Below are 24,743 nucleotides of genomic sequence, written 5' to 3'. Positions count from 1 at the left end.
CCGCGCGCGGCAGGATGGTGCGGCATGAAGCTCACGAAGAAGTCCCATGCCTGCGTCCGCCTCGAAAAGGACGGGCAGACCCTCGTCATCGACCCCGGAGGGTTCAGCGAGGAGGACGCCGCGCTCGGCGCGGACGCCATCCTGATCACGCACGAGCACCCGGACCACTTCGACGAGTTCCGGCTCCGGGCCGCCATGGAGAACAACCCGACGGCTCGGATCTGGACGCTGAAGTCCGTCGCCGACCGGATCACGGCGGCCTTCCCGGGCCGGGTGCACACCGTCGGCCACGGCGACACCTTCACCGCGGCCGGCTTCGACGTGCAGGTGCACGGCGAGTTGCACGCGGTGATCCACCCGGACATCCCGCGCATCACCAACGTCGGCTATCTGATCGACGGCGGCCGGGTCTTCCACCCCGGCGACGCCCTCACCGTCCCCGGCCGGCCGGTGGAGACGCTGATGCTCCCGGTGATGGCCCCATGGAACAAGATCTCCGAGGTCATCGACTACGTCCGGGAGGTGAAGCCGCAGCGCGCCTACGACGTCCACGACGCCCTGCTCACCGACCTCGCCCGCCCGATCTACGACCGCCAGATCGGCGCCCTCGGCGGCACGGACCACCAGCGGCTGGCCCCGGGGGCCTCCACCGAGGTGTGAGCCCGGGGCCGGTCGCCTTACTCCGGGCCGGGACCGGTTGTCACACCCTCCGGGTAGGTTGTGAGGCATGCGCATCGCTACCTGGAACGTGAACTCGATCACCGCCCGCCTGCCGAGACTGCTGGCCTGGCTGGAGAGCAGCGGCACCGATGTGCTCTGCCTGCAGGAGGCCAAGGTCGCTGAGGACCAGTTCCCGTCCGACCAGCTGCGCGAGCTGGGATATGAGTCGGCGGTCCACGCGACCGGCCGGTGGAACGGCGTGGCGGTGCTCTCCCGCGTCGGCATCGAGGACGTCGTCAAGGGCCTGCCCGGCGACCCCGGTTTCGACGGCGTGACCGAGCCGCGCGCCCTCTCGGCGACCTGCGGCCCGGTCCGCGTCTGGTCGGTGTACGTGCCGAACGGCCGCGAGGTGGAGCACCCGCACTACGCGTACAAGCTCCAGTGGTTCGAAGCCCTGAAGGCGGCCGTCGCCGGTGACGCCTCCGGCAGCCGCCCGTTCGCCGTGATGGGCGACTACAACGTGGCGCCGACGGACGACGACGTCTACGACGTGGCCGCCTTCGAGGGCTCCACCCATGTCACCCCCGCCGAGCGCGCCGCCCTGGCCTCTCTTCGCGAGGCGGGCCTGGGCGACGTGGTGCCCCGCCCCCTGAAGTACGACCACCCGTTCACCTACTGGGACTACCGCCAGCTCTGCTTCCCGAAGAACCGCGGCATGCGCATCGACCTGGTGTACGGGAACGAACCGTTCGCGAAGGCCGTCAAGGACGCCTACGTCGACCGCGAGGAGCGCAAGGGCAAGGGTGCCTCCGATCACGCTCCCGTGGTGGTCGACCTCGACGTCTGATGCCACGCTGAGTCCATGAACCTTCCGTTCCTGGGCCACCGGCACAAGAAGAACGGCGACGACGGGGGTGCCCCCGAGGCGGGGGCCCCTCCCGCTCGGGCGAAGCCGAGAGCGGGGGAGCATGCGAGCGCGGGGGAGCCCCCCTCCGACCCCGAGGGTGTCGCCGCGCTGCTCTCCGAGTGCGAACTGCTCCGCTCTCAGGCGGCCCAGGAGGGCGTCCGCCTCGATGACACCCCGGCCTCCCTGGAGGCTCTGGACCAGCTGGTCCCGCGCTGGCGCGACGACGCCGAGACCCTGCCCGAACTGGGCAACGACGCGGGGCTGTATCTGGGCACGGTCGTGGTGCGCACGGTGCCCGGCGCCGCCTGGCTGATCCGCCCCGACGGCGAGCCCGTCGTACGACTGGCCTCCGGCCGTGAGATGGAAGTCGTGGGAGCCGGGCGGGACTGGGCCGCGAGCGGTGTTCCCGAGCTGTCCCAGCTGTACGCGGAGATCGCCGAGAACTGAGCCGCCCCCCTGCCCGGCTCCCATTGGGCGTAAATACGGCTTATGCCCGAAAAGTGCGTGTCGTCCCTCAACTCCGCAACCCTCTGGATAGTTTGCGGCAACCACGACACAGCGGAGAGTGAGTAGGGCTGCGTATGGCCGTCGATCCGTTGATCGAGCTGCAGGGCGTCAACAAGTACTACGGAGAGCTGCACGTCCTCAGGGACATCGACCTCACCGTGAGCAAGGCAGAGGTGGTCGTGGTCATCGGCCCGTCGGGGTCGGGCAAGTCCACCCTGTGCAGGACGATCAACCGGCTGGAGACCATCCAGTCCGGCACCATCAGGCTCGACGGGCAGCCGCTGCCCGAGGAGGGAAGGGCCCTCGCCCGGCTGCGCGCCGAGGTCGGCATGGTCTTCCAGTCCTTCAACCTCTTCGCCCACAAGACGGTCCTCCAGAACGTCTCCCTCGCCCAGGTCAAGGTACGAAGACGCAGCAAGGACGAGGCCGACGGCCGATCCCGTGAACTCCTCGAACGGGTCGGTCTCCTCGCGCACGCGGGCAAGTACCCCGCCCAGCTCTCCGGCGGCCAGCAGCAGCGGGTGGCCATCGCCCGCGCCCTCGCCATGGAACCCAAGGCGATGCTCTTCGACGAGCCCACCTCCGCCCTCGACCCGGAGATGATCAACGAGGTGCTGGAGGTGATGCGGCAGCTCGCCCGCGACGGCATGACCATGGTCGTCGTCACCCACGAGATGGGCTTCGCCCGCGCCTCCGCCAACCGGGTCGTCTTCATGGCCGACGGCCGGATCGTCGAGGACCGCGCCCCGGAGGAGTTCTTCACCCACCCGCGCAGCGAGCGCGCCAAGGACTTCCTCTCCAAGATCCTCAAACACTGAGCGGGGGAGTGCGACCCATGTTCCGTACCACCCGTGTGCCCTTCGGCCTCTGCGCCCTTCTCGCGTTGCTCGCCGCCGCCTGCGGCAAGGAGGGCAGCCCGCCGGGCAAGGGCCCGGCCGCCGACCGGCTCCCGCACTATCAGGTGGCCCAGGGATACGCCCTGTCCGCGTCCGACACCTGGAAGCGGGCGAAGCGGCGCGGCTATTTCGTCGTCGGCGCCAAGGAGGACCAGCCCTACCTCGGCGAGAAGGACCCGGCGACCGGCACCTACTCCGGCTTCGACATCGAGATCGCCAAGATGATGTCCGCCTCCCTCGGCTTCGCGCCGCAGACGGTCCGCTTCCGCACGATCGCCTCCGCCAACCGCGAGACCGCCCTGCAGAACGGCCAGATCGACTACTACGTCGGCACCTACACCATCAACGCCAACCGCAAGAAGCTCGTCGGCTTCGCCGGCCCCTACTACCTGGCCGGACAGTCCCTGCTGGTCCGCAGGGACGAGAAGCACATCCACGGCCCCCGGGACCTCGACGGCAAACGCGTCTGCTCGGCGGCCGGTTCGACGCCGTACCAGCGCATCAGGACCGACTACCCGAAGGCGGTCCCGGTCGCCTACGACACCTACTCCGTCTGCGTCGACAACCTCCTCACCTACCAGGTCGACGCGGTCACCACCGACGACGCCATCCTCATCGGCTACGCGGCCAAGGCCCCCGGCGAACTCAAGGTCGTCGGCAGGCCCTTCTCCAAGGAGCCGTACGGCATCGGCGTCCCGCACGCCGACAGCGCCCTGCGGTTCGCCCTCGACGACGCCCTGGAGGCCCGGGAGAAGAACGGCGACTGGAAGAGGGCGTACGAGGCCACGCTCGGCCTGTCCGGCGTGCGCGCCCCGAACCCGCCCGCGATCGACCGCTATCCGGCGAGCTGACGAGGACGGCATGAACGTACTGACAGACAACTTCCCCACCTACCGGGAGGGTTTCCTCGGCACGGTCGAACTGACCGTCTACTCCTCCCTGTTGGCCCTCGCCCTGGGCTTCGTGATGGCGTCCTTCCGGGTCGCGCCCGTCGGCTCGCTGCGCGTCTTCGGCACGGTGTGGGTCACGGTGCTGCGCAACACCCCGCTCACCCTGCTCTTCTTCGCGGTGCTGCTCGGACTGCCGAGGTTCGGACTCGTGCTGCCCTTCAAGATGTTCGCGATCCTCGCCCTGGGCTGCTACACCTCGGCGTTCATCTGCGAGGCGCTGCGTTCCGGCATCAACACCGTGCCCAGGGGGCAGGGCGAGGCGGCCCGCAGCCTCGGCATGACCTTCGGCCAGACGCTGAACCTGGTCGTCCTGCCGCAGGCCTTCCGCTCGGTGATCCCGCCGATCGGCTCCACCCTCATCGCACTCGCCAAGAACTCCGCGATCGCGGGTGCGTTCAGCGTCACCGAACTCCTCGGCACCTACAAGACCCTCAACGAACTCGGCTACAACATCGTCTGGACGTTCGTCTGGATCGCCCTCGGCTACCTGGTCATCACGCTCGCCATCAGCGCGCTGTTCCATGTGCTGGAGCGCACCTGGGGAGTCGCCCGATGACCGACGCCACCGCCCTCTACGACATCCCCGGACCCCGCACCCGGCGGCGGCACCGCCGCTACGGCGTCCTCGCCGTCGCCGTCATCCTCGGCCTGACCGCCTGGGTGCTGTATCTCCTCTTCGACACCGAGCAGTTCACGTACACCAAGTGGATGCCCTTCGAGTACAAGGGCATCCAGGAACTGCTGCTGCGCGGCCTCGGCAACACGCTCAGGGCCTTCGGGATCGCCGCCGCGCTCTCCCTGGCCCTGGGCGGACTGCTGGCCGTCGGCCGGCTGTCGGACCACCGGCCCGTGCGCTGGCTGGCCACGCTCGTCGTGGAGTTCTTCCGTGCCATGCCCGTGCTGGTGATGATCTTCTTCATCTTCGTGGCGCTGAAGGTCCAGCCGCTGCCCGCGCTGGTCGCCGGACTCACCCTCTACAACGGCTCGGTGCTCGCCGAGGTCTTCCGCGCCGGGGTGAACGCCGTCGAACGCGGCCAGCGCGAGGCCGCGTTCGCGCTCGGCATGCGCAAGACGCAGGTCATGGCGCACGTCCTCGTCCCGCAGGCGGTACGCGCCATGCTGCCCGCCATCATCAGCCAGTTGGTGGTCGCCCTGAAGGACACCTCACTCGGCTACCTCATCACCTACGAGGAGTTCCTCCATGCCGGGAAGCTCATCGCCTCCAACCTCGACTACGATTTGCCGTTCATCCCTGTGGTGATGGTGATCTCGCCGATCTACATCGGGATGTGCATGCTGCTCTCGTGGTTCGCCGTCTGGGTGTCCCGCCGTGAGCAGCGCAGCCCCAAGACCGAGGCGGTGGCGGTCGCCACACCCGGTCCTGGGGCGCTGCTGCCGGGCGGGGAGCCCCCCATGGCCCCGAAGCCCTAGGAGGGGCGGCAGTTCACACGGGCCAGGCTCGTCCGGCGGCAGCCGGAGATCACTGCTCGCGCACGGGGACGGACACGTACGACGGGTCGTCCGAGGGCGAGGAGAAGGTCAGCTGCGCGCCGGACGGGTTGTGCTCGATGTACAGCGGGTCGACCGTGTCGACCACGACCGCGAGGCGGTGCCCGGCGGGAACGTCGTAGGCCGTGGAGAACAGGTCCAGGTCGACGTCGAACGGCTCGCCGGGCGTCCGCCCGTGCCAGGTGTACGGGGCGTGGCTGACCAGCTTGCCGAGGCCGAGCGGCCCGACGTCGTAGAGATAGGCGACGAGGGTGCCGCTCTCCGCGCTCGGGGTGAGGGTGGTGTGCAGGGTGGCCGTGCCGCGCACCTGCTGGGCGGTGCCGTACCGCTCCGACTGCCACACGGCCGCCCAGCGGCGCGGCAGCAGCGGGATGGCGGCCATGGGCGGCAGCTGGGCCACCTGGTCCAGGATGCTGGAGAGGAACACGATGCCGCCGTCCGCGCCCGAGTCGACATTGGCGTGGATGGTGGTGGAGCCCGCGAGCGCGATCTTCCGGCGGGTCGCGGCGATCGACTTCCAGTCCGGGTAGCCCTCGTATCCCCCCGCGCTACGGGACTTCAGCTGGACCGGCTGTTCGCGGTCGATGCCGTTGTCGGCGCCCCTCAGATAGTGGTCGAACCAGCGCCCGGTGTCCGTCCAGACGTCGTTGGGCAGCCCGAACAGGCCGGTCAGCTCGGCGGTCGCGTGGTCGCCGGGACGCAGCTCCAGGCGCTTGGGCACCTTGAGCTTCTGGTAGAAGTCGGCGTACTGGTTCGCCGGGAAGATGGTGTCGCCCCAGGCGTTGGCCAGCATGACGGCCGCGCCGTTCTTGTTCAACTGGTCGACATAGGTCGCGGCGGAACGTTTCCGCCCCCAGTTGATCATCTCCTGTTCCTTGGACAGGTTCGACGAGTACAGGTTGTCGAAGATCTCCCGCAGTTCGGGGCTCTCCCGGCCGGTGAGGGTGGCCGCGCCGTCCAGTACGCCGAGCGCCTGGACGTGCTGGGTGCGGCCCGAGTAGATCGAGGCGACCAGGTCCGCCCAGCCGCTGAGCGCCGCCACGGCCTTGATCCGCTTGTCGTGCGCGGCGGCGAGCAGACTGATCCCGGCGCCGTACGACACCCCCGCCATGCCGACGTGCGCCGGGTCGGCCGGAGTGTGTGCGAGGGCCCAGTCGATGACCTTGGAGGCGTCCGCTATGTCCGGCGGACCGGCCACTTCTATCTGGCCGCCGGACTGCCAGAACCCGCGCACGTTGTAGGTGAGCACCACATAGCCGGCGTCGGCGAGCTTCTGCGCCTGCGCCAGATACTCCACCTGGGGCAGGGACCAGCTCGTGGGCAGCACGATGAGCGGGTAGCGGTGCGAGCCGTCCGCTCCGGCGGGTGTGACGACGTTCGCCTTCAGTACGGTGCCGCCGTCGCCGGTGATGTCGACGAAGCGGACGGACGGGGCGGCGGCCTGGGCGGCGGGCGCCAGGCCGACGACGGTACCGGCGATCAACGCGGCCGAGACGGCTCCGGCGGCTGCGGAGCGCAGAGTGGCGCGACCATGTCCCATGGGTCACTCCTTCACGTGTCAACAGTGCAAAGTGACCCGACGGTAACCTTGACCCCTTACCGCAAGTAACCCGTCGGTAAGTTACGTACCAGTAAAGATTGTTGAACCGCTAAGCGGCCGGGTCGGCGGACGCCGTTTCCGGAAGCGGCGTCCGCGCCGCCCGCGTCACGTCCGCCACCAGCTCGACCACATCCGGGCCGTACGCCTGCGAGTTGACCACCTTCAGCAGCAGGACGAAGGAGCCGGTGCCGTACTTGCGGTGCAGCCGTTCGTGGTGGCGGGCGAGATAGCGGGTGGCGGCCTGGTTGGTGATGGCGCTCTGGCCGCAGAAGAGGAACACCGGGCGCGCCTGGTCGCCGCCGGTGACCCGCGCGAGGAGCACGTATTCGGCCGTGCCCCGCTCCATGCGGTAGTGCTCACCCCCGATTCGGAACGCGGCCCGTTCGAGCCCCGGCTCGGGGTCGGTGTTGATCCGCAGGCCGGGCAGCATCGCCGACATGTGTGCGCTCATGCGCCGGTTCGCCGCCGGACCGCCCACACAGAACTCGGTGCGCTCGCCGAAGCCCTGCTGGACCCCGTCCTGGGTGACCACCCGGGCGTGCGCGCCGCATTCCTTGATGAGAGCGGAGAGTTCCAGCAGGGCGAACACGTCGTACCGATGCACGGCCGGTTCGGTGGCGGCCGGATCGCGGCTGACGACGAGCAGCGACTCGGAATTGTCCGGCAGGCCGAAGAACGCCTGCTTGCGCCGCAGCTTGCGGCGCCACAGATACGTACGGGCGAGCCAGCCCAGCGAGGCCGATATCCCGGTCGCCACCAGGCCCAGGACGATGTTGCGCACGTCGTCGTTCATGGCCGCGCATGGTAGCGGGCCCGGGCGACGGCTACGTACCGGTGTTCGACGTGTGACGTTCGTGTGGCACGGCACCGAGGCGTACTGTCGGTATGACGATGCTCTGGTTACGCTGCGCGGACTGTCCCGACGGGAGGTTCGGATGGATCGTCCTGGCATGCGGAAACTGGCGGTTCTGGCGGTCTCGGCCGCCATGGTGTCGGTGGGGGCGGCGGCGCCACCCGCCGCTACAACGAGCAAGACGGTCACCAAGGTTCCCGTGGCGGTGGGCTACGGCGGCGCGGTCGCCAGCGTCGACGCCGACGCCTCCGCCGCCGGCATCGAGGTCCTCAGACACGGCGGCAACGCGGTCGACGCGGCCGTCGCCACCGCCGCCGCCCTCGGCGTCACCGAGCCCTACTCCTCCGGCATCGGCGGAGGCGGCTACTTCGTCTACTACGACGCCAAGTCCCGCACGGTGCACACCATCGACGGCCGCGAGACGGCGCCGCTCAGTGCCGACTCCGATCTGTTCGTGGAGAACGGCAAGCCGCTCGCCTTCGCCGATGCCGTCAGCAGCGGTCTGAGCGTCGGCACCCCGGGCACGCCCGCCACCTGGCAGACCGCGCTGGACGAATGGGGCAGCGAACGGCTCGGCGCGGTCCTGAAGCCCGCCGAGCGGATCGCCCGCGACGGCTTCACCGTGGACGACACCTTCCGCTCGCAGACCGCGTCCAACGAAACCCGGTTCCGCTACTTCCCGGACACCGCGAAGCTGTTCCTGCCGAACGGGCAGCTGCCGGTCGTCGGATCCACCTTCAAGAACCCCGAACTGGCCCGCACTTATGAGGAGCTCGGACACGAGGGCACCGATGCCGTCTACCGCGGGGACATCGGCGACGACATCGTCAAGACGGTCGAACACCCGCCCGTGGACCCCGCGTCCGGCTGGAACGCCCGCCCCGGCAAGCTGGCCGAGAAGGACCTCGCCGTCTACGGGACCAAGCTCCAGGCGCCGACCAGGACGTCGTACCGGGGCCTGAACGTGTACTCCATCGCCCCCTCCTCCTCCGGCGGCACCACGGTCGGCGAGGCGCTCAACATCCTGGAGAAGACCGACCTTTCGAAGGCCGGCGAGCTGCAGTACCTGCACCACTTCATCGAGGCCAGCCGGATCGCCTTCGCCGACCGCGGGCGCTGGGTCGGCGACCCCGCCTTCGAGGACGTACCGACCCGGCAGCTGCTGTCCCAGCGGTACGCCGACTCGCGCGCCTGCCTGATCAGGGACGACGCGGTCCTCACCAGCCCGCTCGCCCCCGGCGACCCGCGTCACCCGGCGGCCTGCGGCAAGGGCGGTACGACGGCCCCGACCACGTACGAGGGCGACAACACCACGCATCTGACCGTGGCCGACAAGTGGGGCAACGTCGTCTCCTACACGCTCACCATCGAGCAGACCGGCGGCAGCGCCATCACCGTGCCCGGCCGGGGTTTCCTGCTCAACAACGAGCTGACCGACTTCTCCTTCACCCCGGCCAACCCGGCCGTGCACGACCCGAACCTGCCCGGCCCGGGCAAGCGGCCCCGCTCCTCGATCTCCCCGACCATCGTGCTGGACCGGCACAACCGGCCCGTCGTGGCGCTCGGTTCGCCCGGCGGGGCCACGATCATCACCACCGTGCTGCAGACCCTCACCGAGTTCCTGGACCGGCACCTGCCGCTGGTCGATGCCATCGCCGCGCCGCGCGCGAGCCAGCGGAACGCGGCCAGGACCGAACTCGAACCCGCCCTCTACAACAGCGTCTTGAGGAAACAGCTGGAGGCCATCGGGCACTCCTTCTCGCTCAACCCCGAGATCGGCGCGGCGACCGGCGTGCAACGGCTGCCGGGCGGCGAGTGGCTGGCCGCCGCCGAGAAGGTGAGGCGCGGGGGCGGCTCGGCGATGGTGGTGGACCCGGCGCCGTGACCTTCACCGCTCGGCTGCGGGCGGCTGGGTCTGCGTGACCGTCACTGCTCGGGCGTGGGCGGCTGGGCCTCGGGTGCGGGGGCGTCCTGCGCCGGGGCGTCCGGGTGGAAGTCCAGCCGTCCGTCCCGGACATCCACCGTCACCCGGCCGCCCTTGGAGATCGAGCCGTTCAGCAGCCGCCTCGACAGCTGGTTGTCGACCTCCCGCTGAATGGTGCGGCGCAGCGGCCGGGCGCCGTACTCCGGCTGATAGCCGCGCTCGGCCAGCCAGTCGACGGCCGCGTCCGTGAACTGAACCGAGACGCCCTGCCCGTCCAGCAGCCGCCGGGTGCCCTCCAGCAACAGATCGGTGATCTGCCGCAGTTGCTCGCTCGTCAGCTGCCGGAAGACCACGATCTCGTCGATGCGGTTGAGGAACTCCGGGCGGAAGTGCTCGCGCAGCGGCCGCAGGATCTGCTCGCGCCGCGCCTCCTCGTCCGCCTCCGCGCCGCCCGGCCCGAACCCGATCCCGGCACCGCGCCGGGTGATCGCCTCCGAGCCGAGGTTGCTGGTCATCACGATGACCGTGTTGGTGAAGTCCACCGTCCGGCCCTGGGAGTCGGTCAGCCGGCCGTCGTCCAGGACCTGCAGCAGGATGTTGAAGACGTCCGGGTGCGCCTTCTCCACCTCGTCGAGGAGGAGCAGCGAGTACGGGTGCCGGCGCACCACCTCGGTGAGCTGGCCCGCCTCCTCGTGGCCGACGTATCCGGGCGGGGCGCCGACCAGCCGGGAGACGGTGTGCCGCTCCTGGTACTCGCTCATGTCGAGCCGGACCATGCGGTCCTCGCTGCCGAACAGTGCCTCGGCGAGCGCCCGGGCCAGCTCGGTCTTGCCGACGCCGGTCGGGCCCAGGAAGAGGAAGCTGCCGATCGGCCGGTTCGGGCTCGCGAGCCCCGCGCGGGAGCGCAGCACGGCCTCGGAGACCACGGCGACGGCCTCCTCCTGGCCGACCACCCGCTGGTGCAGATGGTTCTCCAGATCGAGCAGCCGTTCCTTCTCCTCCTGGGTGAGCCGGCTGACCGGGATGCCGGTCTGCCGGGACACCACCTCGGCGACGGCCTCCCCGGTCACCTCCAGGTCCAGCCCCTCGTCGGCCTTCTCACCGCCGCTCACCTCGGCGATCCGCCGCTTCAGCTCGCCGATCCGGTCGCGCAGCTCCTTGGCCTTGTCGTAGTCCTCGGCCGCGACCGCCTGGTCCTTGTCCCGGACCAGCTGCTCGGTCTCCCGCTCCATCGTGCGCACGTCCGTGCCCTTGGTCCGCGCGCCGAGCCGTACCCGGACGCCCGCCTGGTCGATCAGGTCGATGGCCTTGTCCGGCAGCCGCCGGTCGGTGAGATACCGGTCGGACAGCTCCACGGCCGCGACGAGCGCCTCGTCGGTGTAGCGGACCTGGTGGTGGGCCTCGTAGCGGTCGCGCAGCCCGCGCAGGATCTCGATGGTGTCCTCGACCGTCGGCTCGGGCACCAGGATCGGCTGGAACCGGCGCGCCAGCGCCGCGTCCTTCTCGATCCGGCGGAACTCCTCCAGCGTGGTCGCGCCCACGATGTGCAGCTCGCCCCGGGCGAGGGCGGGCTTGAGGATGTTGCCGGCGTCCATCGCGCCGCCCTCGCCGCCGGACCCCGCGCCCACGACGGTGTGCAGCTCGTCGATGAACACGATCAGCCGGTCGGAGTGGGCGCGGATCTCCTCCACGATGGTGTTCAGGCGCTCCTCGAAGTCGCCCCGGTAGCGGGTGCCGGCGACGACTCCGGTCAGGTCCAGGGCGACCACCCGCCGCCCGGCCAGCGTGTCCGGCACGTCCCCGTCGGCGATGCGCTGGGCGAGCCCCTCCACGATGGCCGTCTTGCCGACGCCGGCGTCGCCGATCAGCACGGGGTTGTTCTTGCCACGCCGGGACAGCACCTCGATGGTCTGCTCGATCTCCGTGTCCCGGCCGATGACCGGGTCGATGCGGTCCTGCCGGGCCAGGTCGGTGATGTCACGGCCGTACTTGTCCAGCGTGGGCGTGCCGGTGGCGCGCTGCCGCTCCACCCGGACCTGGGTGCTCTCCGGGGCCTCGGCCGGCAGGGAGCCGGCCGAGAACCGGGCCGCGTTCAGGATGTGGCCGGCCGCCGAGTCCGGGTTGGCGGCCAGCGCGCTCAGCACATGCTCCGGGCCGATGTACCCGGCGCCGCTCGCCCGCGCCAGGTCGTGCGCGTCCAGCAGGGCGCGCTTGACGGCGGGCGTCAGCGACAGCGAGGTGGGCGGCGGCGTCTCGCCGGGCGGGTGCTGGACCGGGCCGGCCCGGTCGTCGATCTCCGTCGCGAGCGAGTCCGGATCCGCGCCCGCCCGGCTCAGCAGGCCCCGGGTGGGCTCGGCCGCCACGGCCGCGCGCAGCAGATGCTGGGTGTCCAGGTTCCGGCTGCCGTGCTCGGCGGCGTACTGCGCTGCCCCTCGCACCAGGTCCCGGGCCGGCTGGCTGAGCAGGCGGCCGATGTCGATGTGGCGAGGGGCTCCGCCTGTGGCTCCGCCGGTTCCGCCGAAAAAGCGGGCCAGGAATTCACCGAAGGGGTCAGGAGGGTAGCCGTTGGTCATGGCGAGGTTCCTTCGCTGACGACTGGCTCCGCCGGGTAACCGGGTGGGGGCCGTTCATGCCCACGATGACACGATCCGGTGGGGTGGGCATGTTCGCCCAGTCCCCCGCGCCCCTGGGGCCGGCCGGCCTGTCACCGCTCAGTGAGAACCCTCGGACCGGTCTGCGTGATCGCCACCGTGTGCTCCGCGTGTGCCGCGCGGGAGCCGTCCGTCGTGCGGAGGGTCCAGCCGTCCCCCGCCGTGTGGTACGTGTCCTTGCCGCCGGCGATGAGCATGGGTTCGATGGCCAGGACCATGCCGGGACGGAGCGGAAGTCCCCGGCCGGGGCGGCCCTCGTTCGGGACCTCGGGGTCCTCGTGCATCCGGCGGCCCACGCCGTGGCCGCCGAAGTCGTGCGGGATGCCGTAGCCGGCCGTACGGCAGACCCGGCCGACGGCGTGGGAGATGTCGCCGATGCGGTTGCCGACGACGGCCGCGTCGATACCGGCCGTCAGTGCCCGCTCGGCCGTCTCGATCAGGCGCAGGTCCGCCGGGCGGGCGCGGCCCACCGTGAAGCTGAGCGCCGAGTCGCCGGCCCAGCCGGCCAGCTCGGCACCGCAGTCCACGGAGACCAGGTCGCCGTCGCGGAGCCGGTACCCGGTGGGGACGCCGTGCACGATCGCGTCGTTCACGGAGGCGCAGATCACCGCGGGGAAGGGGGTCGGGGCGAAGGAGGGGCGGTAGCCGAGGAACGGTGAGGTCGCCCCGGCCTCGCGCAGCACCTCCCGCGCCACCTCGTCCAGCTCCAGCAGGGGGACGCCGACGTCCGCGGCCTGTCGTACGGCCGTCAGGGCCCGCGCGACGACCTGGCCCGCCGCGTGCATCGCGTCGATCGATGGGTCCGTCTTCAGTTCCATCACGCCAATAACTATACCGGTATTTTAATGGGGTCGCTGGGGTCCGGTATTAGAATGGGCGCATGGTGCGCGCCCCTCTCACTCCCGAAGAACGTGAACGCGGCCGGCGGCTCGGGCAGCTGCTGCGCGAGGCGCGCGGTGGCCGGAGCATGGCCGACGTCGCCGAGCAGGCGGGCATCTCCGCCGAGACGCTCCGCAAGATCGAGACCGGCCGGGCGCCGACACCGGCGTTCTTCACCGTGGCCGCGCTGGCCGGGGTCCTCGGGCTGTCGATGGACGATCTGGTCGCGCGGTGCGCGCTCGTGGCCGTATGAGGAGCCGGCTCCGCGCAGCGGCCGGGGTCCCGCGCTGAGCTGTCCGCGCACTGCCGGAAAACTCTGTGTAGCAGAGCCGTAACACGGCTGGTGTTGCCTGGGCAGGCGAGAGTGCCGGCGGCCGGGCGGGAGCTGAGCGATGGCGGTGGATCAACTCCCTGGTGGGGTACGGGAGTTCGCGAGCTATCTGGACGCTCTGCTGGCGCGCCTGGATCAGGGCGGAGGCTGGAGCGGGGTCTTCTGGCAGCGCGACCCCGACGGTATGCGGGCGTGCCTGGACGGGCGCGAGGTGCCGCCGTGGGACGTGGTGGAGGCGCTGCTGGAGGATCTCGCGGGTGTGTACGGCCCCGCGGCCGCCGCGGCCGAGCGGGAACGCGCCCGCGCCCTGCACCGGGCCGCGCTCATCGCGTACGACGCCCGGCCCGGCGCGCGGGACGTCCTGGTCGACCGCCTCGACGTGATGCTCCGCGAACAGCGCTACGCGGTGGAACGCCAGGCCGAACTGAACCGCCTGCTGTCCTCGCCGACCGCTCCCGAGGACGCCGAGTCCCTCAGCGTCGACCTCGCCTGGGCCCAGGACGACCACGAACGCGCCACCGCCAGGTGTGCGGAACTCCGGGGTCGATTGACGGAGTTGGACCGACGGGGAGTGGGCGACGTGCTGGGGGTGCGGCGCGGGAGTGGTTCCGGGTCGGTGTGGCACGAGAGCGGGGGACCGGGGGCGACGGAGCGCGGGGTGACCGCTCAAGTGCCGCCGCGCTTCGCGGACACCGATGGCGAGGGCTACGTGGCGGAACGGGGGGTGACCGCCGGGGCGCCGTCGCGCTTCCAGCGGGCCGATCATGATCGCGCCCAGTGGCCGGTCTCGTCCCCCTCTGGCCACGCCCCCTCGCACGCCGAGTTCGCCGACCGCCCGGCGGCCGACCCGGAACCCCGGCCCGCCGGACCCGCCCTCACCGACACGCTCCACGCCGCCGCATCCGCTCCCGACGCCACGCCGATCCCGCACACCACCCCCTCCTCTGGCCATACCGCCCCTGCCGTGGCCCCCCAAGCCGCCCCGTCCTCCCCGGCTGCGGCCCCTCAGACGGGACCGCCGTCCTTCCCGGTCACCGCCGCCCGACAGGGCGCGTCGCCCTCTGCGGCTGTCGGCTCTCGGTCGGGTGGGTCGCCTGCGCCGGTCCGTGGGGCTTCTGGTTCCTACGTGGCGGCCCCTCAGGCTGCCCCGTTCTCCCCGGCTGCGGCCTCGCAGGCGGGAGCGCCGTCCTTCCCGGTCGTTGCTGCCGAACAGGGTGCGTCGACCTCCCCCGCCGCCGGCTCCCGATCGGGCGCCTCGCCCGCGCCGGTCCGCGGAGCCTCTGGGCCCGACTCGGGGCCTCCCGTCGCCCCGGTCAAGCCCCGCAAACGGCGTCGTGGCAGCGCCCGGTTCGCCGGGATGGCGGAGGATGCGGCCGATCCGGTCGTCGTACCGCAGGCTCCGCCGGAGGCCGTGCCCGCGGCCCAGCCCGAGCGTCGTACTCCGCGTGGGGCCCGGTTCGCCGGGGCCGGGCAGCCGGTCCAGCCCGCAGCGGGCCCTGTCGAGGCCGTGGATGCCGAGGCGGAGCCCGCGGTGGCCGGGGTCGTGGAGCGGCTGGCGCGGTTGCGGGGGGAAGGGCGCAGCGGGGAGGCGCATGCGCTGTTGGTCGAGGTGGCGCAGTGGCCGCCCGGCCGCTTCCCGCCGCTCGCGGACGCGCTGCATCGCGCCGGGCTCGGGGCTGACTGGACGACGCTGCTGTGGGAGGCCGCCTCGCTGGCCGCCGAGCAGCTCGTCGGTGTCGCCGACGCGCTCGGCACCGCCGGCCGGGAGGCCGACGGGGCGCAGCTGCTGCGGCAGGGTGTGGCCCGCCCGGCGGAGCAGATCGGCGCGGCCGTGCTGCGGCTGACGGAGGAGGGGCGCCGGCGGGAGGCGGAGGCGCTGCTGGACGCCTGTGTGCGGGTGCGTACGGCGGAGGAGGCCGCGCGGAGCGTCGTGTCCGATCCGGGCCGGCTCGTGCCGCTGCTGCTCCGGGCCGCGCAGGCCGTCTCCGACGAGCGGTACTGGGATCTCGTGCACGCGTTGCGGGTGGCCGGACACGCGACGTGAGCGGTGGCCGATGGCATCGTCCCGGTATGCTCCGTTTCACCCCTTCGAGCGGTCCCTTCGCTCACTCACGGAGGCGTGACACGTGATCGACTCCGCGGGTTGACGACGATGGTCTTGGCAAGGGCCTCCCGGAGGCTTACGTTCGTCCCTCTGGCGCCTGTTCTACGGGCGTAGAGGCTTTGGCGGTCCCGTCGAAGGAGCAGCTCATGGCCAACGTCGTACGAGCCGCACTGGTCCAGGCCACCTGGACCGGCGACACCGGGTCCATGGTGGCCAAACACGAGGAGCACGCCCGCGCGGCGGCCCAGCAGGGTGCCAAGGTCATCGGGTTCCAGGAAGTCTTCAACGCGCCCTACTTCTGCCAGGTCCAGGAGCCGGAGCACTACCGCTGGGCCGAGCCGGTGCCCGACGGGCCGACGGTGCGTCGTATGCGGGACCTCGCGCGCGAGACCGGCATGGTGATCGTCGTCCCGGTCTTCGAGGTCGAGCAGTCCGGCTTCTACTACAACACCGCTGCCGTGATCGACGCCGACGGGACCTACCTCGGCAAGTACCGCAAGCACCACATCCCGCAGGTCAAGGGCTTCTGGGAGAAGTACTACTTCAAACCCGGCAATCTGGGCTGGCCCGTCTTCGACACCCGCGTCGGCCGTATCGGTGTCTACATCTGCTACGACCGGCACTTCCCCGAGGGCTGGCGGCAACTCGGCCTCAACGGTGCCCAGTTGGTCTACAACCCCTCGGCCACCCACCGCGGGCTGTCCGCCCACCTGTGGCAGCTGGAACAGCCCGCCGCGGCCGTCGCCAACGAGTACTTCATCGCCGCCATCAACCGGGTGGGCCGGGAGGAGTACGGCGACAACGACTTCTACGGGACCAGTTACTTCGTCGATCCACGTGGGCAGTTCGTCGGCGAGGTCGCGAGCGACAAGTCCGAGGAACTCCTCGTCCGTGACCTCGATTTCGACCAGATCGAGGAAGTGCGGCAGCAGTGGGCCTTCTACCGCGACCGCCGCCCCGACGCCTACGAAGGGCTGGTGCAGCCGTGAACGACCTCTACTCCCGCCACCGCCAGGTCCTGCCCGACTGGCTCGCCCTCTACTACGACGAGCCGATCGAGATCACCCACGGCGAGGGCCGTCACGTCTGGGACTCCGCCGGCAACAAGTACCTGGACTTCTTCGGCGGCATCCTGACCACGATGACCGCGCACGCGCTGCCCGAGGTGACCAAGGCGGTCGGCGAGCAGGCCGGGCGGATCGTCCACTCGTCCACGCTGTACCTGAACCGGCCGATGGTCGAACTCGCCGAGCGCATCGCCCAGGTGAGCGGCATCCCGGACGCCCGGGTCTTCTTCACCACCTCCGGCACCGAGGCCAACGACACCGCCCTGCTACTCGCCACCGCCCACCGGCGCAGCAACACCGTCCTGGCCATGCGCAACAGCTACCACGGCCGCTCCTTCAGCACGGTCGGCATCACTGGCAACCGCACCTGGTCGCCGACCTCGCTGTCCCCGCTGCAGACCCTCTACGTGCACGGCGGTGTGCGCACCCGGGGGCCGTTCGCCGAGCTGGACGACCGCGCGTTCATCGACGCGTGCGTCGCCGACCTGAAGGACATCCTCGGGCACACCCGCCCGCCCGCCGCGCTGATCGCCGAACCCGTCCAGGGCGTCGGTGGCTTCACCTCTCCGCCCGACGGGCTCTACGCCGCCTTCCACGAGGTGCTGAAGGAACACGGCATCCTGTGGATCGCCGACGAGGTGCAGACCGGCTGGGGCCGGACCGGCGACCACTTCTGGGGCTGGCAGGCGCACGCCCAGAGCGGCCCGCCGGACCTCGTCACCTTCGCCAAGGGCATCGGTAACGGCGCCTCGATCGGCGGGGTGATCGCCCGCGCCGAGATCATGAACTGCCTGGACGCCAACAGCATTTCGACGTTCGGCGGAACCCAGCTGACGATGGCCGCCGGCCTCGCCAACCTCACCTACCTCCTCGAACACGACCTGCAGGGCAACGCCCGCCGGGTCGGCGGCCTGCTCATCGAGCGGCTGCGGGCCGTCGCCGCCCAGCTGCCCGGCGTGCGCGAGGTGCGCGGGCGCGGGCTGATGATCGGCATCGAGCTGGTCAAGCCCGGCACGGACGAGGCCGATCCGCAGGCGGCCTCCACCGTCCTGGAGGTGGCCCGCGAGGGTGGCCTGCTGATCGGCAAGGGCGGCGGCCACAACACCAGCGCCCTGCGTGTCGCCCCGCCGCTGTCACTCACCGTCGCGGAGGCGGAAGAGGGCGCGGCGATCCTCGAACAGGCGCTGCGGAGCACGTACTAGAGAAACAGGTGCACGGCCATGACCACCACCTCCGAGACCCGGTACGGCTGGGAACCCGCCCTCTCCGTCCGCCAGGTGCTCACCCTGGAGCGGGTGCTCGCCGGGGAACCCGAGGTGGTGGCCGGTGCCGGGCAGCTCGACCGGCCCGTGCGCTGGGTGCATGTCGCCGAGGCAGCCGATGTCGGGGTGATGCTCAGCGGCGGCGAGATGGTCCTCACCACCGGTGTGCTCCTCGCCGGTGACGAGGCCAAGCAGGCCGAGTACATCCAGTCGCTCCACCGGGCCGAGGCCGCCGCGGTCGTCCTCGGTCTCGGCCGTGCCTTTCCCACCCCGCCCGAGGTGATGCGGCGGGCCGCCGAACGGTGCGGCCTGCCCATGGTGGTCCTCCACCGCCCCTTCCCCTTCGCCGAGTTGACCGAGGAGGTCCAGTCCCGCCTGGTGCGGAGAAAGTTCGCCGCCGTCAGCCTCTCGGAGTCGGTGCGCAGCGCGCTCACCGCTCTGATCACGGCCGGCGCCCCCCTGCCACGGCTCCTCGACGAGGTCGCCGTACACAGCGGCTGCCCGGTCGTGCTCACCAACCTCGCCCACCGCGTCCTCGCCACGGCGGGGGAGCGGTCCGCGGTGGACGACGTGCTGCGCGACTGGGAGCGGATCGCCCGGCAGGCCTCTGCCGGCGCGGCCGGCGGCTGGATCAGCGCCGAACTCGGCGGACGCGGGGAGCGCTGGGGCCGGCTGCTGCTGTGCGGCTACCGGGGCGAGACGGCCACCGGGCGGCTGCTCGCCGACCGGGCCGCCGAGGCGCTGGTCCTGCACCGCATGCTCGGCGGCGGCCCCGGTCACTCCTGGGAGGAGGAGTCCGCGCAGAGCCTGCTGACCGACCTGGTCTCCGGTGTCGTACCGGCCCGGCAACTGCTGCCCCGGGCGCGCGCCGCCGGGCTGCCGGTCAACCGGCGCACCTTCGTCCCGCTCGTCGTCCCAGGCCGCACCGCCGATGAACTCGACCGGGTGCTGCGCCTGCTGGGGATGTCCGGGCTGGTCGCCGAACTCGCCGACGGCGCCGCCGCCGTACTGCTCAGCCTGGCCCGCGACCAGGACGCCGAGGCCCTCACCGCGCACTTCGCGGCCCGGCTGCCTGCCGGGTCACCGGCCGTGGTCGCCGCCGCCGACCCCCGTACCGCCTGGGACGACGTGCCCGCCGGGCTGCGCGAGGCCCGGCATGTCGCCGACGCCGTCACCGACTCCTCGGCCGTCCTCGACCTGCCGGCCGTCGTCCGCCTGAAGGACGTCCATCTGCGCGGGCTGATCCGGCTGCTGCGCGACGACCCACACGTACAGTCCTTCGCCGAGCGGGAACTGGACGGGCTGCTGTGCGACGCCGAACCGGAGCTGCTGAACGTCCTGCGCACCTATCTCGCGACCGGCCGCAACAAGTCCCGCACCGCCCAGCTCCACCATGTCTCCCGGCCCGCCCTCTATCGCCGCCTGGAGGCCATACAGGCCCGCCTCGGCGTCGACCTGGACGACTTCGAACAGGCGGCCTCCGTCCACATCGCGCTCCTCGCGCACGATGCGCAACAGGGGTGAAACATGCGTCGACCTGGGAAAACGGCGGTGAAACATGGGATCGCGAACGCGTGACACGGTGGCACGCCGCACGCCCACAGACGTGACACGCTGCCAATCGAAGGACCCTCGCGGGCTTTCTACGCTCACGGAACACCGAGCTACCGGAGGTCCCGATGAGCCGAGTGATCCGTGCCGCCCTGTTCCAGACCGCGTGGACCGGCGACAAGGAATCCATGATCCAGGTCCACGAGCAGGCCGCCCGCGACGCGGCCGCGCAGGGCGCCCAAGTCCTCTGCTTCCAGGAGCTGTTCTACGGCCCCTACTTCTGCCAGGTCCAGGACAAGGCTTTCTACGAGTACGCCGAGCGGATCCCCGAGGGCCCGACCGTGGGCCGCTTCCAGTCCCTCGCCCGCGAGCTGGGCATCGTCCTGGTCCTGCCCATGTACGAGGAGGAGCAGCCGGGGGTCCTGTACAACACGGCCGCCGTGATCGACGCGGACGGCTCCTACCTCGGCAAGTACCGCAAGACCCACATCCCCCAGGTCCAGGGATTCTGGGAGAAGTTCTACTTCCGCCCGGGGAACAGCGGCTGGCCTGTCTTCGAGACGGCCGCCGGGCGGATCGGCGTGTACATCTGCTACGACCGCCACTTCCCGGAGGGCTGGCGGGCGCTGGGCCTCGCCGGAGCCGAGATCGTCTTCAACCCCTCTGCCACCTCGCGCGGACTGTCCCGCTACCTGTGGCAGCTGGAGCAGCCGGCGGCCGCCGTCGCCAACGAGTACTTCGTCGGCGCGATCAACCGGGTCGGCGTGGAGGACCTGGGCGACAACGACTTCTACGGCACGACCTACTTCGTGGACCCCGAGGCCCAGTTCGTCGGCGAGGTCGCGAGCGACAAGGAGACCGAACTCGTGGTCCGCGACCTCGACCTGGCCAAGCTCCGCGAGGTCCGCGACCGCTGGCAGTTCTACCGCGACCGGGCACCGGGGGCGTACACACCGCTGACCGCGCCCTGACCGCACCGTTGACCGAGGGAGCAGCATGAGCAGCCGTACCGTCATCCGTGGTGGGCTCGTCATCACCGCGTCGGACGAGATCCACGCCGACGTCCTGATCGAGGACGGCCGCGTCGCCGCCCTCGCCGCCTCCAGCACGCCCGCCGCGGGGGCGTTCACCGCCGAGAGGGTCATCGACGCCACCGGGAAGTACGTCATCCCGGGCGGCGTCGACGCGCACACCCACATGGAGTTGCCGTTCGGCGGTACCTTCGCCTCCGACACCTTCGAGACCGGCACCCGGGCCGCCGCCTGGGGCGGTACGACGACGATCGTCGACTTCGCGGTGCAGAGCGTCGGCCACACCCTGCGCGAGGGCCTGGACACCTGGCACGCCAAGGCCGAGGGCAACTGCGCGATCGACTACGCCTTCCACATGATCGTCTCCGACGTCAACGACGAGACGCTGAAGGAGATGGACCTGCTCGTGGAGGAGGGCGTCACCTCCTTCAAGCAGTTCATGGCGTATCCGGGCGTCTTCTACTCCGACGACGGACAGATCCTGCGCGCCATGCAGCGCTCCGCCGACAACGGCGGGCTCATCATGATGCACGCCGAGAACGGCATCGCCATCGACGTCCTGGTCGAGCAGGCGCTCGCCCGGGGCGAGACCGACCCGCGCTACCACGGCGAGGTCCGCAAGGCCCTGCTGGAGGCAGAGGCCACCCATCGCGCCATCCGGCTCGCCCAGGTCGCGGGCGCCCCGCTGTACGTCGTGCACGTCTCGGCCATGGAGGCGGTGGCCGAACTGGCCCGGGCCCGGGACGAGGGGCTCAATGTCTTCGGCGAGACCTGCCCGCAGTATCTCTTCCTGTCCACCGACAACCTCGCCGAGCCGGACTTCGAGGGCGCGAAGTATGTGTGCAGCACCCCGCTGCGGCCGCGCGAACACCAGGCCAGGCTGTGGCAGGGCCTCAGGACGAACGACCTGCAGGTGGTCTCCACCGACCACTGCCCGTTCTGCTTCGTGGGCCAGAAGGAGCTGGGCCGCGGTGACTTCTCCAAGATCCCCAACGGCCTGCCGGGCGTGGAGAACCGTATGGACCTGCTCCACCAGGCCGTCGTCGACGGGCACATCAGCCGCCGCCGCTGGATCGAGATCGCCTGCGCCACCCCGGCGCGCATGTTCGGCCTGTACCCGAAGAAGGGCACCATCGCCCCCGGCACCGACGCCGACATCGTCCTCTACGACCCGCGCGCCGAGCAGATCATGTCCGCCGGGACACACCACATGAACGTCGACTACTCGGCGTACGAGGGCAAGCGCACCACCGGCCGTGTCGAGACCGTCCTCTCGCGCGGTGAGGTGATCATCGACCAGCGGGAGTACACCGGACACGCCGGCCACGGCGTCTTCACCCCGCGCTCCACCTGTCAGTACCTCAACTAGGAGTGGCGCCCATGGACTTCGGACTCGTCCTGCAGACCGACCCGCCGGCCTCACGTGTCGTCAGCCTGATGAAACGGGCCGAGCGCAACGGTTTCACGTACGGCTGGACCTTCGACTCCTCCGTGCTCTGGCAGGAGCCGTTCGTGATCTACAGCCAGATCCTGGCGAACACGTCCCATCTCAAGATCGGCCCGATGGTCACCAACCCGGGCACCCGCACCTGGGAGGTCACCGCCTCCACGTTCGCCACCCTCAACGACATGTTCGGCAACCGCACCGTCTGCGGCATCGGCCGCGGCGACTCCGCGATGCGGGTCGCGGGCCGCAAACCCAACACCCTGGCCCGGATCAGCGAGGCGATGAAGGTCATCCGCGCGCTCGCCCGGGGCGAGGAGGCCGATCTCGGCGGTACCAAGATCCGGTTCCCTTGGATCAAGGAGGGCGCCGAACTCCCCGTCTGGATGGCCGCGTACGGCCCGAAGGCGCTGAAGATGACCGGTGAGGAGGCCGACGGTTTCATCCTCCAGCTGTCCGACCTGTATCTGACCGAGTACATGGTGAAAGCCGTCAAGGACGCGGCGGCCGCCGCCGGACGCGATCCGTCGGAGGTGACGATCTGCGTGGCGGCTCCCGCCTATGTCACCGAGGACGACTCGCCCGAGGCCCTCGCCCACGCCCGGGAGCAGTGCCGCTGGTTCGGCGGCATGGTCGGCAATCACGTCGCCGACCTGGTCGCCAAGTACGGCGAGCACTCCGCCCAGGTCCCCGAGGAACTCACCGACTACATCAGGGCGCGGCAGGGCTACGACTACGCCCACCACGGGCGCAGCGGCAACCCGGACACCGAGTTCGTGCCCGACGAGATCGTGGACCGGTTCTGCGTGATCGGCCCCGCGGAGAAGCACATCGAGAAACTGAACGCGCTCCGCGCGCTGGGCGTCGACCAGTTCGCGGTGTACGACATGCACGACGCGCAGGAGGCCACCATCGACGCCTACGGCACGACGGTGATTCCGGCCGTCAACGCCTGACCCGTCCTCCGCCGTCCGACCTCCCCCCACACCCCCTTGGTCACCCCCTCCCCGCCGTCCAGGGGAGGGGGCTGGTGCCCGCACGGCCAACTCCCCTCCCACCTCATCCGATTGGCCAGCCCATGACCGACACCGCTCCCCCGGCCATACCCCTCTCCGGTCAAGTCACCCTCCCCGACGGGCGCGTGGAACTCGCTCCTGGCACCCGGCCGCCCAGCGGTCCCTACGCCAACGAGGACCTGCTCCCGGTCCCGGCCGAGAAGCGCACCTGGACCACGTACAACTTCTCCGCGCTCTGGGTTGGCATGGCCCACAACACGGCCTCCTGGACCCTGGCCTCCGGTCTGATCGCCGTCGGCATGGACTGGAAGCAGGCGGTGTTCACCATCGCACTCGCCAACCTGGTCGTGCTGGTGCCGATGCTGCTCACCGGGCACGCCGGCCCCAAGTACGGCATCCCGTTCCCGGTCTTCGCCCGCGCCTCCTTCGGTGTGCGTGGCGCCAACCTGCCTGCCGTCGTACGGGCGTTGGTGGCCTGCGGCTGGTTCGGCATCCAGACCTGGATCGGCGGCGAGGCCATCTACTTCCTCGCCGGGAAGCTGATCGGCGACAGCTGGTCGAACGCGGCGCACTTCGGCGGCTACGCCTGGACCATGTGGCTGTCGTTCGCGATCTTCTGGGTCATCCAGGTCGCGATCATCTACCGGGGCATGGAGACCATCCGCCGCTTCGAGAACTGGGCGGCGCCGTTCGTACTCGTCGGCGCGTTCGTGATGCTGTGGTGGATGAGCAGCAAGGCGGGCGGCGTGGGCCCGCTGTTCGACCAGCCGTCGAAGCTCGGCTGGGGCGGGAGCTTCTGGAAGCTCTTCTGGCCCTCGTTGATGGGCATGATCGGCTTCTGGTCCACTCTGAGCCTGAATATTCCCGACTTCACCCGCTATGGGCGCAGCCAGAGAGCCCAGACCTGGGGCCAGGCCCTCGGCCTGCCGACGACGATGACCCTCTTCGCGTTCCTGTCCGTCCTGGTCACCTCCGGCTCCCAGGCGGTGTACGGCAAGCCGGTCTGGGACCCGGTGCAGCTGGCGGCGAAGACGGACAACGTGGCCGGCCTGCTCTACGCGCTGGTGACGGTCCTGGTCGCGACCCTGTCCGTGAACATCGCGGCGAACCTGGTCTCGCCGGCCTTCGACTTCTCCAACATGGCGCCCAGAAAGGTGAGTTTCCGCACCGGAGCGCTCATCACCGCCGTCCTCGCGGTCCTCATCTTCCCCTGGAAGCTGTACTCCGACCCGCAGGGCTACATCTTCACCTGGCTCGGCCTGGTCGGCGGCCTGCTCGGCACGGTCGCGGGCATCCTCGTGGCCGACTACTGGTTCCTGCGCCGCACCCGCCTGAACCTCTCCGACCTCTACCGCACGGGAGGCCGTTACTGGTACGCGGGCGGCTGGAACTGGCGCGCGGTCGTGTCCTTCCTGGCGGGCGGTGTCCTCGCGATCGGCGGCGCCAGCTTCAAGCCCCTGATCGACGGCCGCCCCATCCCCGCCCTCGCGTCCTTGGCGGACTACGGCTGGGCGGTGGGCCTGGGCACGTCCCTGGTGCTGTACCTGGCTCTCACACTGCTGACGGGCCGCAGGGAGGTCACGGCGTAAGGGCACAGGGGG

21 protein-coding genes are annotated in these 24,743 nt (G+C 70.7%); 17 read left to right on the top strand and 4 right to left on the bottom strand.

Translation table 11 applies throughout. From position 1 onward, the window contains the following. Positions 1 to 24: 24 nt before the first annotated feature. The 7 genes from AV521_RS35185 (at position 25) to AV521_RS35155 (ending at position 5,351) form a co-directional block, all read left to right on the top strand. On the top strand, positions 25 to 660 hold the full coding sequence (locus AV521_RS35185) for an MBL fold metallo-hydrolase (protein WP_076094381.1): 636 nt from the start codon (positions 25 to 27) through the stop codon (positions 658 to 660). Positions 661 to 727: 67 nt separating this feature from the next. Next, positions 728 to 1,507, top strand: coding sequence for an exodeoxyribonuclease III (locus tag AV521_RS35180; RefSeq protein ID WP_076094378.1), 780 nt, complete (start codon positions 728 to 730; stop codon positions 1,505 to 1,507). A 15-nt stretch (positions 1,508 to 1,522) separates the two neighbouring features. Next, complete coding sequence (locus AV521_RS35175; RefSeq protein ID WP_076094376.1) at positions 1,523 to 2,014, top strand: DUF6278 family protein; 492 nt, start codon at positions 1,523 to 1,525, stop codon at positions 2,012 to 2,014. 134 nt (positions 2,015 to 2,148) lie between these two features. Beyond that, positions 2,149 to 2,892, top strand: coding sequence for an amino acid ABC transporter ATP-binding protein (locus AV521_RS35170; protein WP_076094374.1), 744 nt, complete (start codon positions 2,149 to 2,151; stop codon positions 2,890 to 2,892). A gap of 17 nt (positions 2,893 to 2,909) precedes the next feature. Further along, a complete protein-coding gene (locus AV521_RS35165; RefSeq protein ID WP_076094372.1) occupies positions 2,910 to 3,821 on the top strand; it encodes a glutamate ABC transporter substrate-binding protein in 912 nt (303 codons plus the stop codon). Positions 3,822 to 3,831: 10 nt separating this feature from the next. Then, complete coding sequence (locus tag AV521_RS35160) at positions 3,832 to 4,476, top strand: amino acid ABC transporter permease (protein WP_076094370.1); 645 nt, start codon at positions 3,832 to 3,834, stop codon at positions 4,474 to 4,476. After that, on the top strand, positions 4,473 to 5,351 hold the full coding sequence (locus AV521_RS35155; RefSeq protein ID WP_076094368.1) for an amino acid ABC transporter permease: 879 nt from the start codon (positions 4,473 to 4,475) through the stop codon (positions 5,349 to 5,351). The genes AV521_RS35160 and AV521_RS35155 overlap by 4 nt, the downstream gene beginning before the upstream one ends. Positions 5,352 to 5,400: 49 nt before the next feature. Here AV521_RS35155 and AV521_RS35150 read toward each other — a convergent pair whose 3' ends face one another. Further along, complete coding sequence (locus tag AV521_RS35150; RefSeq protein WP_076094366.1) at positions 5,401 to 6,969, bottom strand: CocE/NonD family hydrolase; 1,569 nt, start codon at positions 6,967 to 6,969, stop codon at positions 5,401 to 5,403. A gap of 109 nt (positions 6,970 to 7,078) precedes the next feature. Further along, a complete protein-coding gene (locus tag AV521_RS35145; RefSeq protein WP_076094363.1) occupies positions 7,079 to 7,822 on the bottom strand; it encodes a hypothetical protein in 744 nt (247 codons plus the stop codon). A gap of 142 nt (positions 7,823 to 7,964) precedes the next feature. On the opposite strand from AV521_RS35145, the gene ggt reads away from it, so the two are divergent. Next, positions 7,965 to 9,767, top strand: a complete 1,803-nt coding sequence (gene ggt, locus AV521_RS35140) for a gamma-glutamyltransferase (protein ID WP_076094361.1) — start codon at positions 7,965 to 7,967, stop codon at positions 9,765 to 9,767. 41 nt (positions 9,768 to 9,808) lie between these two features. Here ggt and AV521_RS35135 read toward each other — a convergent pair whose 3' ends face one another. Both AV521_RS35135 and map read right to left on the bottom strand, forming a co-directional pair. Further along, the gene (locus tag AV521_RS35135) at positions 9,809 to 12,379 is read right to left on the bottom strand and encodes an ATP-dependent Clp protease ATP-binding subunit (protein WP_076094360.1); all 2,571 of its coding nucleotides are present in this window, start codon (positions 12,377 to 12,379) and stop codon (positions 9,809 to 9,811) included. Positions 12,380 to 12,510: 131 nt separating this feature from the next. Then, a complete protein-coding gene (gene map, locus AV521_RS35130; protein WP_076094358.1) occupies positions 12,511 to 13,278 on the bottom strand; it encodes a type I methionyl aminopeptidase in 768 nt (255 codons plus the stop codon). A gap of 59 nt (positions 13,279 to 13,337) precedes the next feature. Between map and AV521_RS35125 the strand changes: the two genes are divergently transcribed. The 9 genes from AV521_RS35125 to AV521_RS35085 all read left to right on the top strand — a co-directional run bounded on the left by AV521_RS35125 (position 13,338) and on the right by AV521_RS35085 (position 24,731). Continuing rightward, positions 13,338 to 13,589: a helix-turn-helix domain-containing protein gene (locus AV521_RS35125; protein ID WP_076094356.1), complete on the top strand. Its 252-nt coding sequence runs from the start codon at positions 13,338 to 13,340 to the stop codon at positions 13,587 to 13,589. Positions 13,590 to 13,728: 139 nt separating this feature from the next. Then, a complete protein-coding gene (locus tag AV521_RS35120; protein ID WP_076094354.1) occupies positions 13,729 to 15,711 on the top strand; it encodes a hypothetical protein in 1,983 nt (660 codons plus the stop codon). Positions 15,712 to 15,917: 206 nt separating this feature from the next. Further along, positions 15,918 to 16,760 carry a nitrilase-related carbon-nitrogen hydrolase gene (locus tag AV521_RS35115; RefSeq protein WP_076094352.1) on the top strand — a complete coding sequence of 281 codons (843 nt, stop codon included), beginning with the start codon at positions 15,918 to 15,920 and terminating at the stop codon, positions 16,758 to 16,760. Then, entirely contained in the window at positions 16,757 to 18,040 is a 1,284-nt protein-coding gene (locus AV521_RS35110) for an aspartate aminotransferase family protein (protein WP_076094350.1), read from the top strand. The genes AV521_RS35115 and AV521_RS35110 overlap by 4 nt, the downstream gene beginning before the upstream one ends. Before the next feature lie 18 nt (positions 18,041 to 18,058). Continuing rightward, positions 18,059 to 19,624 (top strand): PucR family transcriptional regulator ligand-binding domain-containing protein, encoded by a 1,566-nt coding sequence (locus AV521_RS35105; RefSeq protein ID WP_076094349.1) that lies wholly within the window; start codon positions 18,059 to 18,061, stop codon positions 19,622 to 19,624. Positions 19,625 to 19,779: 155 nt separating this feature from the next. After that, positions 19,780 to 20,622 carry a nitrilase-related carbon-nitrogen hydrolase gene (locus AV521_RS35100; RefSeq protein WP_076094347.1) on the top strand — a complete coding sequence of 281 codons (843 nt, stop codon included), beginning with the start codon at positions 19,780 to 19,782 and terminating at the stop codon, positions 20,620 to 20,622. 25 nt (positions 20,623 to 20,647) lie between these two features. Further along, a complete protein-coding gene (gene hydA / locus AV521_RS35095) occupies positions 20,648 to 22,051 on the top strand; it encodes a dihydropyrimidinase (RefSeq protein ID WP_076094346.1) in 1,404 nt (467 codons plus the stop codon). Positions 22,052 to 22,062: 11 nt separating this feature from the next. Beyond that, on the top strand, positions 22,063 to 23,082 hold the full coding sequence (locus AV521_RS35090) for a TIGR03842 family LLM class F420-dependent oxidoreductase (protein ID WP_076094345.1): 1,020 nt from the start codon (positions 22,063 to 22,065) through the stop codon (positions 23,080 to 23,082). A 122-nt stretch (positions 23,083 to 23,204) separates the two neighbouring features. Beyond that, complete coding sequence (locus AV521_RS35085; protein WP_076094343.1) at positions 23,205 to 24,731, top strand: NCS1 family nucleobase:cation symporter-1; 1,527 nt, start codon at positions 23,205 to 23,207, stop codon at positions 24,729 to 24,731. Positions 24,732 to 24,743: the final 12 nt, after the last annotated feature.

This window comes from Streptomyces sp. IMTB 2501, assembly GCF_001953885.1.
Classification (GTDB): domain Bacteria; phylum Actinomycetota; class Actinomycetes; order Streptomycetales; family Streptomycetaceae; genus Streptomyces.
This window is presented reverse-complemented; position numbering and strand designations above follow the sequence as displayed.

Bases quoted from the DNA above. Each gene is read 5' to 3' on its own strand.
- AV521_RS35170 (WP_076094374.1), top strand. From the start codon at position 2,149: ATGGCCGTCGATCCGTTGATCGAGCTGCAGGGCGTCAACAAGTACTAC.
- AV521_RS35120 (WP_076094354.1), top strand. From the start codon at position 13,729: ATGGCGGTGGATCAACTCCCTGGTGGGGTACGGGAGTTCGCGAGCTAT.
- AV521_RS35100 (WP_076094347.1), top strand. From the start codon at position 19,780: ATGAGCCGAGTGATCCGTGCCGCCCTGTTCCAGACCGCGTGGACCGGC.
- AV521_RS35160 (WP_076094370.1), top strand. From the start codon at position 3,832: ATGAACGTACTGACAGACAACTTCCCCACCTACCGGGAGGGTTTCCTC.
- hydA (WP_076094346.1), top strand. From the start codon at position 20,648: ATGAGCAGCCGTACCGTCATCCGTGGTGGGCTCGTCATCACCGCGTCG.
- AV521_RS35155 (WP_076094368.1), top strand. From the start codon at position 4,473: ATGACCGACGCCACCGCCCTCTACGACATCCCCGGACCCCGCACCCGG.
- AV521_RS35125 (WP_076094356.1), top strand. From the start codon at position 13,338: ATGGTGCGCGCCCCTCTCACTCCCGAAGAACGTGAACGCGGCCGGCGG.
- AV521_RS35115 (WP_076094352.1), top strand. From the start codon at position 15,918: ATGGCCAACGTCGTACGAGCCGCACTGGTCCAGGCCACCTGGACCGGC.
- AV521_RS35185 (WP_076094381.1), top strand. From the start codon at position 25: ATGAAGCTCACGAAGAAGTCCCATGCCTGCGTCCGCCTCGAAAAGGAC.
- ggt (WP_076094361.1), top strand. From the start codon at position 7,965: ATGGATCGTCCTGGCATGCGGAAACTGGCGGTTCTGGCGGTCTCGGCC.
- AV521_RS35105 (WP_076094349.1), top strand. From the start codon at position 18,059: ATGACCACCACCTCCGAGACCCGGTACGGCTGGGAACCCGCCCTCTCC.
- AV521_RS35085 (WP_076094343.1), top strand. From the start codon at position 23,205: ATGACCGACACCGCTCCCCCGGCCATACCCCTCTCCGGTCAAGTCACC.
- AV521_RS35135 (WP_076094360.1), bottom strand. From the start codon at position 12,379: ATGACCAACGGCTACCCTCCTGACCCCTTCGGTGAATTCCTGGCCCGC.
- AV521_RS35165 (WP_076094372.1), top strand. From the start codon at position 2,910: ATGTTCCGTACCACCCGTGTGCCCTTCGGCCTCTGCGCCCTTCTCGCG.
- AV521_RS35145 (WP_076094363.1), bottom strand. From the start codon at position 7,822: ATGAACGACGACGTGCGCAACATCGTCCTGGGCCTGGTGGCGACCGGG.
- AV521_RS35180 (WP_076094378.1), top strand. From the start codon at position 728: ATGCGCATCGCTACCTGGAACGTGAACTCGATCACCGCCCGCCTGCCG.
- AV521_RS35090 (WP_076094345.1), top strand. From the start codon at position 22,063: ATGGACTTCGGACTCGTCCTGCAGACCGACCCGCCGGCCTCACGTGTC.
- AV521_RS35150 (WP_076094366.1), bottom strand. From the start codon at position 6,969: ATGGGACATGGTCGCGCCACTCTGCGCTCCGCAGCCGCCGGAGCCGTC.
- AV521_RS35175 (WP_076094376.1), top strand. From the start codon at position 1,523: ATGAACCTTCCGTTCCTGGGCCACCGGCACAAGAAGAACGGCGACGAC.